The organism is Stenotrophomonas sp. CFBP 13724 (genome assembly GCF_014841975.1).
Classification (GTDB): domain Bacteria; phylum Pseudomonadota; class Gammaproteobacteria; order Xanthomonadales; family Xanthomonadaceae; genus Stenotrophomonas; species Stenotrophomonas lacuserhaii.
In genome coordinates this window covers 1,498,637-1,512,602 of sequence record NZ_JACYUW010000001.1, presented here as the reverse complement: position 1 = coordinate 1,512,602, position 13,966 = coordinate 1,498,637, and the positions used below count along the sequence as shown (strand labels likewise).

10 protein-coding genes are annotated in these 13,966 nt (G+C 68.2%); 9 read left to right on the top strand and 1 reads right to left on the bottom strand.

The window, feature by feature from the left end; translation table 11 throughout:
* The gene (modB, locus tag IFT63_RS06545; RefSeq protein WP_042613576.1) at positions 1–684 is read left to right on the top strand and encodes a molybdate ABC transporter permease subunit; all 684 of its coding nucleotides are present in this window, start codon (positions 1–3) and stop codon (positions 682–684) included.
* Entirely contained in the window at positions 674–1,384 is a 711-nt protein-coding gene (locus IFT63_RS06540) for an ATP-binding cassette domain-containing protein (protein WP_192083594.1), read from the top strand. Before modB ends, IFT63_RS06540 begins: the two co-directional genes overlap by 11 nt.
* Here the strand turns inward: IFT63_RS06540 and IFT63_RS06535 are convergent.
* Positions 1,360–1,554 (bottom strand): hypothetical protein, encoded by a 195-nt coding sequence (locus tag IFT63_RS06535; protein WP_192083593.1) that lies wholly within the window; start codon positions 1,552–1,554, stop codon positions 1,360–1,362. The two genes, IFT63_RS06540 and IFT63_RS06535, sit on opposite strands and share 25 nt — an antisense overlap.
* A 208-nt stretch (positions 1,555–1,762) precedes the next feature.
* On the opposite strand from IFT63_RS06535, the gene glgA reads away from it, so the two are divergent.
* Genes glgA through glgX form a run of 7 tightly spaced genes read left to right on the top strand, consistent with a single transcriptional unit; the run spans position 1,763 to position 13,943 of the window.
* Positions 1,763–3,301, top strand: coding sequence for a glycogen synthase GlgA (glgA, locus tag IFT63_RS06530; protein WP_080335122.1), 1,539 nt, complete (start codon positions 1,763–1,765; stop codon positions 3,299–3,301).
* The gene (gene glgB / locus IFT63_RS06525) at positions 3,298–5,535 is read left to right on the top strand and encodes a 1,4-alpha-glucan branching protein GlgB (RefSeq protein WP_042613574.1); all 2,238 of its coding nucleotides are present in this window, start codon (positions 3,298–3,300) and stop codon (positions 5,533–5,535) included. The genes glgA and glgB overlap by 4 nt, the downstream gene beginning before the upstream one ends.
* Entirely contained in the window at positions 5,532–7,271 is a 1,740-nt protein-coding gene (treZ, locus tag IFT63_RS06520; protein WP_042613573.1) for a malto-oligosyltrehalose trehalohydrolase, read from the top strand. The genes glgB and treZ overlap by 4 nt, the downstream gene beginning before the upstream one ends.
* The gene (gene malQ, locus IFT63_RS06515) at positions 7,268–9,145 is read left to right on the top strand and encodes a 4-alpha-glucanotransferase (protein ID WP_192083592.1); all 1,878 of its coding nucleotides are present in this window, start codon (positions 7,268–7,270) and stop codon (positions 9,143–9,145) included. Before treZ ends, malQ begins: the two co-directional genes overlap by 4 nt.
* Entirely contained in the window at positions 9,142–11,682 is a 2,541-nt protein-coding gene (gene treY / locus IFT63_RS06510; protein WP_192083591.1) for a malto-oligosyltrehalose synthase, read from the top strand. Before malQ ends, treY begins: the two co-directional genes overlap by 4 nt.
* The gene (locus IFT63_RS06505; RefSeq protein ID WP_192083590.1) at positions 11,672–11,851 is read left to right on the top strand and encodes a DUF2934 domain-containing protein; all 180 of its coding nucleotides are present in this window, start codon (positions 11,672–11,674) and stop codon (positions 11,849–11,851) included. The genes treY and IFT63_RS06505 overlap by 11 nt, the downstream gene beginning before the upstream one ends.
* Positions 11,838–13,943: a glycogen debranching protein GlgX gene (glgX, locus tag IFT63_RS06500; protein WP_192083589.1), complete on the top strand. Its 2,106-nt coding sequence runs from the start codon at positions 11,838–11,840 to the stop codon at positions 13,941–13,943. Before IFT63_RS06505 ends, glgX begins: the two co-directional genes overlap by 14 nt.
* Positions 13,944–13,966 lie beyond the last annotated feature (23 nt).

The window sequence follows — 13,966 nt, the reverse complement described above, 5'->3', positions numbered from 1 at the left end:
ATGGACCTGGACTGGAGCGCACTCGGGTTGTCCCTGAAAGTGGCCGGATGGGCCACCGCGATCAACCTCGTGCTGGGTGTGGCGCTGGGCTGGTTGCTGGCGCGTCGCCGCATCCCCGGGCGCGAACTGCTGGACACACTGCTGACCCTGCCGATGGTGCTGCCGCCGACCGTGCTCGGCTACTACCTGCTGGTGCTGATCGGTCGCAATGGTCCGCTCGGGGGCTGGCTGCAGTCCAGCTTCGGCATCAACCTGGTATTCACCTGGCAGGCGGCCGTGATCGCGGCGGCGGTGGCTTCCTTGCCGCTGGTGTTCAAGCCGGCCCGTGCGGCCTTCGAAGGCGTGGACGGGCAACTGGAGCAGGCGGGGCGCACGCTGGGCGCCAGCGAAGCGGCGGTTTTCTTCCGCATCACGCTGCCGCTGGCCTGGCGCGGCATCCTGGCCGGCCTGTTGCTGGCGTTCGCCCGCGCGATGGGGGAATTCGGTGCAACGCTGATGGTGGCGGGCAGCATTCCCGGGCGCACCCAGACCTTGTCCATCGCCATCTACGAAGCGGTGCAGGCGGGCCAGGATGGACGCGCCAATGCGCTGGTGCTGCTGACCTCGGCGGTGTGCATCGTGGTGCTGCTGGTCGCGGCCCGGCTCGTCGGCGGACGGCGCAGGGAGGTACGCGATGTGGCTTGACGCGGATATCCAGCGCCACCTGCATGCCTCGGGTGAACATTTCCGGCTGCAGGTGCACCTGCAGTGCACGCAGCGTCGCGTGGTGCTGTTCGGTCCCTCCGGGGCAGGCAAGAGCCTTACCCTGAAAGCAATCGCCGGGTTGCTCACCCCCGATGCCGGTCGCATCGTGCTCGACGGCCAGGTGCTGTTCGATTCTGATGCCGGGATCTGCGTGCCCGCACGCGCTCGCCGGCTGGGTTACGTGTTCCAGGATTACGCGCTGTTCCCGCATCTCACCGTGCGGCAGAACGTGGCCTTCGGCGTGCAGCGCGGATGGTGGAACGCACGGCGTGGCAGTCGCCACGCCGAGGTCGAGCACTGGCTGCGCGTGCTGCGCATCGACCGCTTGGGTGAGCTGCTGCCCTCGCAGGTTTCAGGCGGACAGCGGCAGCGCGTCGCACTTGCCAGGGCGTTGGTGACGCGTCCGCGTGCGCTGTTGCTGGATGAACCCTTCGCTGCATTGGACCACGATCTGCGTGCGCACCTGCGTATCGAGCTGCAGGCCGTGCTCGACCAGGCCGGCATGCCGCTGTTGCTGATAAGCCATGATCCAGAGGATGTGGCCGTGTTCGGCGAGCAGGTACTGCATCTGCTTGACGGCCGTGCGGCAGTACCCGACGAACGCGTTCAATGCCGTCACGCTGAGCCGCCAGCCTCGTAGCGCGCGGGGTCGCGCGGTTCGCGGAAATCGGCGCGCACATGGACTGCAGCGCGGTGCCCACGACGCGCGAATCTGAAATCTTCAGCCAATCCATGCGCGGCTGCATTGCTGCGCACTGCGGCGCTGTCGGCACGCGGCACGTGGCGGTACTGGCCGCTGAAGCGGTTCATACGCTCAGCTCATGCGGCGATGTTCGTCACACATCACGCGATGTCACAAAGACAACGCAGCGATTTCACGAAGGTTTGATTGATCGCAGGTTTAGATTCACTGCAAGAGCTTCGCCAGCGTCCCCCACGCCCGCGCCGACTTTCCCTTTATGCCCCGCTGCCTCCTGGCGGCTGGGCACGCCATTCTGCACGCCCTTCGAGCTACCTGATGAACACCATTGCCCCATTCAGTCGTCCGTCGCCGTCACCTGTCGCGCGCAAGGCGAGCCAGCGCCTGCGCCGGCGCGATGTGCGCGGTCGGTTCGTTCCCACCCTGGCCTCGGTAGACCGCGGCGAGCCGGTGCTTTTCGTGGTGTCGGAGATGGCGGACTTCATCAAGGCCGGCGGCCTGGGTGATGTCGCCGCCTCGTTGCCGCGCGCATTGCGCAGCGCCTGTGATGTCAGGGTGCTGATTCCCGGCTATCCGGAAGTCCTTTCACGCCTGCGTTCGATCGAAGTGGTCGGCAGCGTGGCGCCGCGGGGTCACCTGCCTGCCTGCCGCATCGGGCGTGCACTGCAGACCGACGGGCTGCCGATCTATGTCCTGTTGAACGGCCCATTGTTCGACCGCGAAGGGTCTCCCTACGTTGACGCCGCAGGCAAGGAATGGAAAGACAACGCGATCCGTTTCGCGACGCTTTCACATGCAGCGGCGGAAATCGCCGCTGGCCGCACCGGCATGGACTGGGCCCCGGGGCTGCTGCACCTGAACGACTGGCCCACCGCGCTGGCCGCTGCCTACGTGCGCTGGGACGGCACGGAGGTGGCCACGTTGTTGACCATCCACAACCTGGCTTACCAGGGTCTGTTCCCGTACGCGCTTGCAGAGGCGCTGGGCATCCCGGCCGAACACCTGGAGGAAATGCATTTCTTCGGACACATGTCCTTCCTGCAGGCCGGCATCGTCAATGCCACGCGCTTGAACACGGTGAGCCTGCACTACGCCGAGCAGATCACCGCGCCGGCCGATGGCTGCGGGCTGGATGCGCTTTTGGCGCGGCGCGCCGCGCGCGGGCACCTGAGCGGCATCGTCAACGGCATCGATGCAAGCTGGGATCCGCGTTCGGATGCGCACCTGAGCGCGCACTTCAGCGTGCAGCAGTGTGCCGGTCGCGCCGCCAATGCGGCGAGCGTGCGGCAGGCGTTCGGCCTGCGCGACAGTGACGGTCCGTTGTTCGCGGTGGTCAGCCGGCTGGTGCACCAGAAGGGGCTGGACATCACCTGCGACGTCGCGCCGCAGATCATCGCCGCCGGTGGCCAGCTGGTGGTCATCGGCGGCGGCGAGCCGCAGGTTGAAGAGCAGGTGCGCGCTCTTGCGCGGCGCTTCCCGGGGCAGGTCGGCGCCTGGATCGGTTTTGACGAACAGCTGGCGCGCCAGATGTTCGCCGGTGCGGATTTCCTGCTGATGCCCTCGCGCTTCGAGCCATGTGGGCTCAGCCAGATGTATGCGCAGCGTTTTGGCTGCCTGCCCATCGCCCACGCTACCGGCGGACTGGTGGACACCGTGGACGACGGGGTGACCGGGTTCCTGTTCCACGAGCCCACTGCCAACGTCATGCGCCGCTGCGTTGAGCGTGCATTGCGCACCTTCCGCATGCCCAGCCTGCTGCGTTCGATGCAGCGTGCGGCGATGCTGCGGCCCAGTGGCTGGGATATCGCCGGGCGGCAGTACCTTGACCTGTATCGGCAGGCGCGGGTGGCTGCATGATGGAGGGTGAGCGCGTGCAGGAGTCCGCCATCGCACAGGAACCTGTCCAAGCGACGGTGACAGAAACGCTTCCGGCCGCGCTGCAGGCGCTGTCGCGGGGTGAACCGGCCGATCCCTTCGCCTGGCTGGGCGTGCACGGCGACGGCAACGGCGGATACCTGCTGAGGACGCTGCTGCCCGGTGCGCTGGCCGTCCATGCCCGGTTGCCCGGCGAGCCCACAGAGCGGGCCATGGCGGCGGCCGCAACGTGCGATGGCCTGTTCCAGCTTGCCGTCGCCGGCCCTGGCCGGGCCAGCCTGCGCATCACCTGGCCCGACGGCGAGCAGCGGCTGGACGATCCTTACGGCTTCTGGCCCGTGCTGCCCGATGACGTACTGGATGGCGTGCGCGCGGGGGATGGCGAAGCCATGCGCGCGCTGGGAGCGGTTCCGATGCAGGTCGACGGCGTCGACGGGGTGCGGTTCGCGGTCTGGGCGCCTAACGCGCGGCGGGTCGCCGTGGTGGGGGAGTTCAACAGCTGGGATGGCCGTCGACATCCCATGCGCCTGCGTCACGATGCGGGCGTCTGGGAACTGTTCCTGCCCGCCATCGCCGCCGGTGCGCGCTACAAGTTCCGCATTACCGGGGCAGATGGCGTGGTGCTCGCCGACAAGGCCGACCCCATGGCGCGCTGGGCCGAGCTGCCCCCGGCCACCGCCTCGCGGGTTGCCCCCGCGGCACAGCGCGAGTGGCAGGACAGCCAGTGGATGCAGCAACGCAGCGCTTGTTCGGACGCGCCGTTGTCGATCTATGAGGTGCACGCCGGTTCCTGGCAGCGCGACGGAGAAGGTCACGAGCTGGACTGGAACGCGCTGGGCGACCGGCTGATTCCGCACGTCCAGGCACTTGGCTTCACCCACATCGAACTGTTGCCCGTGAGCGAACATCCCTTCGGCGGTTCGTGGGGCTACCAGCCGCTGGGCATCTACGCGCCGACCGCGCGCCACGGCACGCCGGATGATTTCGCGCGCTTCGTGGAACGCTGCCACCTGGCAGGAATCGGCGTCATCGTAGATTGGGTGAGCGCGCATTTCCCCAACGACGCGCACGGCCTGGAACGCTTCGACGGCACCGCGCTGTATGAGCACGCCGACCCGCGGGAAGGCTTCCACCAGGACTGGCACACCCTGATCTACAACTACGGTCGCAACGAAGTAGCGGCCTACCTGATCGGCAGCGCGCTTGAATGGATCGAGCGTTTCCACATCGACGGCCTGCGCGTGGATGCGGTGGCTTCGATGCTGTATCGCGATTACAGCCGCAACGACGGCGAGTGGGTGCCCAACGAGCACGGCGGGCGTGAGAACCTGCAGGCGGTGGCCTTCCTGAAACAGATGAACGCCACGCTGCGCGAGCGTTTCCCGCAGGTGATGGTGATCGCCGAAGAGTCCACCGCCTGGCCCGGCGTCACCGCCCCGGTGGAGCAGGGCGGCCTGGGGTTCACCCATAAATGGAACATGGGCTGGATGCACGATTCGCTGCGTTACATGCAGCATGATCCCGTGCACCGCCAGCATCACCACAGCGAGATGACCTTCGGCCTGGTGTATGCGTTCTCTGAACGCTACGTGCTGCCGCTGTCCCACGATGAGGTGGTGCACGGTAAAGGGGCGCTGCTGGCGCGGATGCCGGGCGATGACTGGCAGCGCTTCGCCAACCTGCGCGCCTATTACGCGCTGATGTGGGCGCACCCGGGCAGCAAACTGCTGTTCATGGGCGGCGAGTTCGGACAGAGCCACGAGTGGAACCACGGCGAAGCGCTCGACTGGGAGCAGGCCGCACGCCCGCTCAACCAGGGCCTTGCGCGGTTGGTGGGTGACCTGAACCAGGTGCTGCGCCGGCATCCGGCGCTGCACCGTGACGAGCAGGATGAGCGCACCTTTGAATGGAGCATCGGCGATGACCATGCCAACAGCGTGTTCGCCTTCGTGCGCCACGATCCCCACGGCCTGACACCGCCTTTGCTGGTGGTCAGCAACCTGACTCCGCTGCCCCGCCATGGCTACCGCGTCGGCGTTCCGCGCGCGGGGCGATGGCGGGAGATCCTCAACAGCGACAGCATGTTCTACGCCGGCAGCAACGTCGGCAACGGCGGCGCGCTGGCAACCGAGCCGCAGGCGATGCACGGTCAGCCGCATTCGCTGCAGCTGACCCTGCCGCCGCTGGCCACGCTCTACCTGCAGGTGGATGCATGACGACAGCGGTAAGGGAGCGACTGGGTGCTTGGCCCCTTGGCGACGGCCGTTACCGCTTCTGCCTGTGGGCGCCCGACGCACGTGAGGTGGCGCTGGTGCTGGATGGCGAAGTACGCGCGATGTCGCCGGGCGAGGACGGTTGCTTCCGCGTGGAGGCCAACGGCAGCAGCGGGACGCCCTACCGGTTCCTGATCGACGGCCAGGCGCAGGTGCCTGATCCTGCCTCGCGCTGGCAGCCGCACGGCGTGGAAGGCGCCAGCGCGCTGCTGCCCGATGATGGCCATGTGTGGCAGGCGCGCTGGGAAGGCCGGCCGTGGCAGGAACTGGTCATCTATGAGGTACACCTGGGGTGCAGCGGGGGCATTGCCGGCGTGAAGGCACAGCTGCCTGCGCTGGCAGCGATGGGCATCACCGCGTTGGAGCTGATGCCGGTGGCGCAGTTCCCCGGCCGACGCAACTGGGGCTATGACGGTGTGTTCCCCTACGCACCGGCCGAAGCGTATGGGCATCCGGATGAGCTGAAGGGGTTGGTCGACGCCGCCCACGCGCACGGGATGGCGGTGCTGCTGGACGTGGTCTACAACCATTTCGGTCCGCAGGGCAACCTGCTGGCCAGCTACGCATCGGCGTTCTTCAACGACCAGGCGCCGACGCCCTGGGGCGAAGCCATCGACTTCAACCAGCTCCAGGTCAAGCGCTTTTTCGTCGACAACGCGCTGATGTGGCTGCAGGAATATCGCTTTGACGGCCTGCGGCTGGATGCGGTGCAGGCGATCACCCCGAACGCGTTCCTCGGCGAGCTGCTGCAGGCCATCCGCGCCGGCTGCGCCGACCGGCCGCACGTGCACCTGGTACTTGAAAACGAACGCAACCAGGCCTCCTGGCTGCGCCAGGGGTACCAGGGGCAGTGGAATGACGACCTGCACAACGCACTGCATGTGATGCTCACCGGTGAGTCGGAAGGCTACTACGCGGACTATGCCGGGCGCGCCCCGCAGTTGCTTGCGCGGGCGCTTTCGGAAGGCTTCGCCTGGCAGGGCGAGCGCAACCACAAGGGCGAGCTTCGCGGCGAGCCGAGCGCTGACGTGGCCCCCCAGCATTTTGTGATATTCGCCCAGAATCATGACCAGATAGGTAACCGGGCGCTGGGCGAGCGACTGGTTTCGCTGGTGCCTGACCATCACGCACGTGCCGCGCTGGCGCTGGTCCTGCTGGTACCGATGGTGCCGCTGCTGTTCATGGGTGAACCGTGGCAGGCCAGGCAACCGTTCCTGTTCTTCACCGATTACCTGCCGCCGCTGGACGAAGCGGTGCGCGAAGGCCGGCGGCGCGAGTTCGCCGGGTTCGCGGCATTCGCCGACGCGGCCCAGCGGCAGCGGATTCCCGACCCCAATGCACGCTCCACCTTCGAGGCGTCGCGGGTCGCGCTGCCGGCGGCCGACGATGCGCAGGCCGCTGCTCATCTTGCCGTGTTCACCACGCTGCTGTCATTGCGCCGCCGCTATCTGCAGCCCGGGCTTGCGCATGCGCGCCCGCTGGGCGCCCGCGTGCTGGGACCCGCTGCCGTACAGGCGGGCTGGCAGCTCCCCGATGGCCAATGGTGGATCGCGCTGAACGTCGGCGACGCGGCGCTGGGGCACGAACTTCCCGACGGGACGCTGGTGTGGCAACAACAGGACGCAGCGCCCGGGCAGATCGCCGCAGGCAGCGTGTGCGTGCATTGGGTACCGCGATGAGCAGCGAGGACGCGCTGCTGCTACGCGCGGCAGAGGCCGGCCTGCAGGTCCGTTGGACCGACGTGGCGGGCGTCGAGCGGGAGGTCGCACCGGACGTGGTCGACGCGGTGCTGAGGTCGCTGGCAGACAGTGCCCGTGCCGCAGGCGCCGCCCCGCCCCTGCTGACCTGCGTGGTCGGACAGACCCTGTCGGTGCCCGGGGCGGGCAGCGGCGACGCCCACTGGATTGCAGAAGACGGCACAGCGCAACCGGCGCGGCAGACAGGGGCAGGGCAGTGGCAGGCGCCCCCGACGCCTGGCTATTGGCACTGGGCGCAGGGCACGCGCCTGCAGGCTGTGGCAGTAGCACCGCAGCGCAGCTGGTTTCCCGCACCAGGCACCGGTTGCCGTCACTGGGGTGTCGCCGCACAGGTCTACAGCGTGCCCGGAACCGGGGACGGCGGGATCGGTGACAGCGGTGGCATCGCGGGATGGATTCCGCGACTGCGCGCGCACGGCGCCACGGCGATCGCGCTTTCGCCGATCCACGCCAGCATGCCGATCGGCAGCGGCTTCAGCCCGTATTCGCCAAGCGACCGGCGCTGGCTTGAACCGCTGCACGGCGCCCCTCTCCAACAGCTTCCCGAAGCCGCCGCGGCGGTACGCGCAGCGGATGCGGAACTGGATGCGCGGCTGGCCGCGCACGAAGCCGATGGGCAAATCCGCTGGGCTGACGCGGCCGCTGCCAAGTGGCAGTGGATCGGCAGGTTGCCGGCCTGGCTGCAGACCCATCGTCCCGAACGGTGGCGCCAGATCGAATCCGAACTGGCAGCTGGGGGTGCGCCGTTGGCCTCATGGGCTGCCCAGACCGCGGCGTTGTCGCGCAGCCCGGCGTCTCTGCAGGCGTTTGGCCAGTGGCTGGCGCAGGCCAGCTGGCGGCAGTTGCAGCACGACGCGCGCCAGGACGGCATGGCGATCGGCCTGATCGCCGACCTTGCGGTGGGATTCGATCCGGCCGGTGTCGAGGCGCAGGACAACGCAGATGCCGTGCTGCAAGGCCTGGAACTCGGCGCGCCACCGGATGCCTTCAATCCGCATGGCCAGGCCTGGGGGATCACCGGCTATGCACCGGGCGCGCTGCGCGCCCAGGGCTACGCGCCATTCATCACCCTGCTGCGTGCGGTAATGGCCCAACGCGGGGGCGTCCGCATCGACCACATCCTGGGCCTGCTGCGGTTGTGGGTGCTGCCGCGCGGCGCGGGTGCCGGGCAGGGCATCTATCTGCGCTACCCCTTCGATGACCTGCTCAACCTGCTGGTGCTTGAGTCCTGGCGCAACCACTGCGTGGTGATCGGCGAAGACCTGGGTGTGGTACCACCGGGCATCCGTGATGCGCTCGCCGCGCGCGGCGTGCTGGGCATGGAAGTGCTCGCCTTCAACCGCGATGAGCAGGGCTTCCTGCCCACCGCGCAGTGGCGGAAATCGGCCGTGGCGATGTCCTCCACCCATGATCTGCCGCCGGTGGCAGGCTGGCTGCAGGGCCGCGACCTGCAGTGGCGCAGACAGCTGGGCTGGAACGACGACGACGCCGACCAGGCGCAAGCGCTACAACGCCAGGCCGAGGTCCAGCAGCTGGCTGCACTGGTGCAGGCCGAAGGCGTGGACAGCGGAGACCTGCAGCGCGATGCGCTGGCACTCACCGCGCGCGCACCGTCCGTACTGGCCCTGCTGCCGCTGGAAGATGCCACGGCAAGCATCGAACAGCCGAACCTGCCGGGCACCGTGCAAGCACATCCCAACTGGTGCCGTCGGATGGCGCCGCCCGGTGATGCCGCGGCGATCGAAGGACGGCTGGCGGCCTTCGCTGCGCAGCGCAGGCAGGGAGCCGCTGCATGACGACGCTGCGCGCCACCGTTCGCCTGCAACTGCACGCCGGCTTCGATTTCGATGCGGCGGCTGCCCAGGTCGACTACTTCGCCCGGCTCGGCATCAGCCACCTTTACCTGTCCCCGATTGCCAGCGCCGTGCCGGGTTCGACGCACGGCTATGACAACGTCGACCCCACCCGCATCAGCCTGGAGCTGGGCGGTGAGCAAGGCTTCCTCCGACTGTCCGATGCCGCCCGCCAGCATGGGATGGGTATCCTGCTGGACATCGTGCCCAACCACATGGCGGTGCATCCTGCCAATCCGTGGTGGAACGATGTGCTGCGCAATGGCCGGCGCAGCGCACACGCAGGTTGGTTCGACATCGATTGGGACGCCCCGGAATGCGACGGCAGGCTGTGGCTGGCCGTGCTGGACAGGCCGTTGGCTGCCGCCCTGGCGGACGGCGCGCTGCATCTGGACATCGGGGGAGAAGGGCCCTGCCTGCGCCACCACGATCTGGAACTGCCGCTGTCGCCGCTGAGCTATCCGGCGCAGGCCGACAGCTGGCCTGCGTGGATCGCGCGTTGCCGGCGCAGCCCGCAACGCATGCAGGATGTGCTGCAGCGGCAGGCGTATCGCCTGGGCTGGTGGCGTACCGGCGCCGACCATACCAACTATCGGCGTTTCTTCGACATCGACGGCCTGTTCGCGCTGCGGATGGAGCTGCCGGAGGTCTTCGACGCCGTCCACGCATTGCCGCTGCGTCTTGTCGCCGAGGGCCATGTCGATGGCCTGCGTGTGGACCATGTGGATGGGTTGGCTGATCCGCAGGGGTATCTGGGTCGGCTGCGCAGCGGCCTGGATCAGGCTGCCACCGCCTCAGGTCGCCCCGCCGAGGCGATCACCCTGCACGTGGAGAAGATCCTGGCCGATGACGAGGCGCTACCCGCCGACTGGGCCTGCGACGGAACCACCGGCTACGACTTCATGGACCAGGTCGGGGCGCTGCTGCACGACAGCGAAGCCGGACCTGCCCTGCACGCGCTCTGGCACTCAGCCAGCGGCGACGCCCGCAGCTTCGACCAGCATCAGCAGCAGGCGCGCCTGCAGATGCTGCAGGGTTCGCTGCGCTGCGACTTCGACCGGCTGCTGCGGCGGCTTGATGCCCAGCGGCTGGCCAATCCCGCAGCGGCCGACATCACCGGCGGCATGCTGGAACGGGCCCTGCGGGCGCTGTTGCAGCATTTTCCGGTCTACCGCACGCATGGGCTGCGCTCGGCAGCCGACCAGACGTGGCTGGCGCGTGCCGCCGACGCCGCCGCCGCCCAGCTGGGGGAAGGTGACCGCGCCGCGCTCGAGCAGCTGTGTGTCTGGTTGCACGGGATTCCCGCCGTGCTGACCCGGTTCGAACAGCTGACCGCACCGCTGAATGCCAAGGCGGTCGAAGACACCGCGTTCTATCGCTACGGGCGGCTGCTGTCGCGCAACGAGGTCGGCAGTGATCCAGGCAGGCTGCATCTGCCGCTGGAGGAGTTCCTGCTGCGGGCACGGCAACGCGCGCAGCAGTGGCCGCGCGCGTTGCTGGCAGTGGCCACGCACGACCACAAGCGCGGTCCGGACGCGCGTTGTCGTCTGGCCACGGTGAGTTGCAACCTGGCGCACTGGTCAGCCCAGTTGGCGCACTGGAACGAGCTCGCCATGCAGGTCGGTCGCCCCTGTCCGCTGCCGGGCGCAGAGACCCTGATGCTGTGGCAGACGCTGCTGGCAAGCTGGCCGCTGCAGGCCGAGCGGGTGGATGCCGGCTTCATCGGCCGCGTCGACGGCTGGTTGCAGAAGGCCCTGCGCGAAGGCAAGCAGGTGAGCAGCTGGAGCGATCCGGACCGCGCGCTCGAGCAGGGCGCATCGGACTGGCTGGCATGGCTGGGCAGCAGCCCCCAGGCGGCGCCGTTGCGCTCGGCACTTGACGCGTTCGTGCACGCCATCACACCGCACGCCGCGCGGCTGGGGCTGGTCCAGCTGGCGTTGCAGCTGTGCTGCCCCGGGGTGCCCGATCTGTACCAGGGCAACGAAGGCTGGGATACCAGCCTGGTGGATCCGGACAACCGACGAGAGGTCGACTACCTGCAGCGGCGCGCATGGCTCGGCTCGCCGCCGGACTGGCGGCAGGCGCTGCAGGAGCACTGGAGTGGAGGCAGTGCCAAGGCGCTGCTGCTGGCGGCTCTGCTCCGTCATCGCGCTGCGGTGCCGTCCTTGTTCATCGATGGCTCGCTGACGCTGCTGTCTGCCACCGCCGGCGCGTGGGTACTGTCGCGCCAGCTCGGTGACGACCAGCTGCTGCTGGTGCTCGACACGACGGCCCGGCTGGAGACGCCGCTGGCGCCGGGCACGCTGCTGCGCCAGGAGGATAGCGAGCGCGGTCGCGTCGGCCTTCCAGTGGGCCACTGGCGCAGCCTGCTGGACGCGCGCCGCTGCGAGGGCGGGGATGACATCGAGGCAGATGCGCTGCTGGACGGGGCGCCGCTGGCGATATGGGTATTGGACAACGGAGAAGATGATGGACGCTGAGGAACGCAAACGGCGTACGGCCGCGCTGGCCCACCAGATATGGGAGGCCGAAGGGCGCCCGGACGGGCAACAGCTACGCCACTGGCAGATGGCCGAGCGCCTGGTGCTGGCCGATATCGAAGCCGCCCATGGCAAGCGACCGGAGGAGGCAGCCGTTGGCGCTTCGTAAATGGACCCAGACCTCGCGCGTGCGCGAGGGCCTGCCGTATCCGTTGGGTGCAAGCTGGGACGGACTGGGCGTCAATTTCGCACTGTACTCGCGGCATGCCACCAAGGTGGAACTGTGCCTGTTCGATGCCCGCGGGCGTGAGAAGGAACGCATCGCGTTGCCCGAGTACACCGACGAAATCTGGCACGGCTACCTGCCCGATGCCCGTCCTGGCCAGCGCTATGGCTACCGGGTGCACGGGCCCTACGCGCCGGACGCGGGCCATCGTTTCAACCCGAACAAGCTGCTGCTCGACCCGTATGCCAAGCAGATCGTCGGCGAGCTCAAGTGGGCTCCCCACCTGTTCGGTTACACCATCGGCCACCGCGACCGCGACCTGAGTTTCGACCGGCGTGACAGCGCCGCCTACATGCCGCGCTGCGCGGTGGTGGACCCCGCTTTCAGCTGGGGCAATGAACGCGCGCCCGCCACCCCCTGGGACCGCACGGTGATCTACGAAGCACACGTGCGCGGACTCACCATGCGCCACCCGTCGGTGCCGCAGGACGAGCGGGGCACGTTCTCGGCGCTGCGCCACGATGCGCTGGTCGATCACCTCACGCATCTGGGCGTGACTGCAGTGGAACTGCTGCCGGTGCATGCCTTCATCGATGACCAGTACCTGCTGGAGCAGGGCCTGCGCAACTACTGGGGCTACAACTCGATCGGTTTCTTCGCACCGCATCCGCGTTACCTGTCGCAGGGCACGGTGGCGGAGTTCAAGCAGATGGTGGCACGCATGCACCATGCCGGGCTGGAGGTGATCCTGGACGTGGTCTACAACCACACCGCCGAAGGCAACGAGCTGGGCCCGACGCTCTCGTTCAAGGGCATCGACAACACCAGCTATTACCGGCTGGGTGATGACCGGCGGTATTACATCAACGATACCGGCACCGGCAATACGTTTGATCTCACCAATGCCGGTGCGCTGCGCATGGTGATGGATTCGCTGCGCTACTGGGTGACCGAAATGCGCGTGGACGGATTCCGCTTCGACCTGGCCACGATCCTCGGGCGCGAGAAGCATGGCTTTGATCCGTCCTGCAGTTTCCTCGACGCGGTGCGCCAGGATCCCGTGCTGAGCCAGGTCAAGCTGATCGCCGAGCCGTGGGACATCGGCCCGGGCGGTTACCAGCTGGGTGCGTTCGCGCCAGGCTGGGCCGAGTGGAACGATCGTTTCCGCGACACCAGCCGCGCGTTGTGGCGGGGTGACGGCGGCCAGCTTCCCGGTTTCGCCGCACGCTTCACCGGGTCGGCCGACCTGTTCGACCATCATGGGCGCCGCCCCTCGGCGAGCATCAACTTCATCACGGCCCATGATGGATTCACGTTGCACGACCTGGTGAGCTACCAGCACAAGCACAACCTGGCCAACGGAGAAGACGGACGCGACGGGCACGGCCACAACCTGTCCAGCAACCATGGCGTGGAAGGCGAGACCGACGACCCCTCGATCCTGGCCCTGCGCGCGCAGCAGATGCGCAACCTGCTCGCCACGCTGCTGCTCTCGCAGGGCACCCCGATGCTGTTGGCGGGCGATGAGTTCGGCCACACCCAGCACGGCAACAACAACGTGTACTGCCAGGACAACGAGCTGGCCTGGATCGACTGGGAGCGCGCCGAGCAGCCGGCTGCGCAGGCGCAGGCCGCGTTCGTGCGGCGCCTGTTGCTGCTGCGCCGCCGCTATGGACTGCTCCGGCGCAACCGGTTCCTGCGCGACGCCGGGCAGCAGAGCGGCGACATCCATTGGCTGACGCCGGAAGGCCGCCGCATGCAGGAGGCCGACTGGCACGACGGCGAGCGCAGGGCGTTGACCATCGTGCTGGACGGCCGCAGTCCGGCCTCGGCGCACGCGTCCGGCCGCAACGTCAGCCTGGCGCTGCTGATCAACACCGGCGGCTCGCCGCAGGTGTATCGGGTCGCCCTGGAAGGCATGGATTTCCGCAAGGTGCTGCTGCAGACACCGGAGCTGCCACTGCACCAGGATGACGAGGGGCAATGGGAACTGCCCGGCCACAGCCTGTGCCTGCTGGCAGCCAGCAGTAGTTGACGGCCGCGGGCAGGTGGCGCATC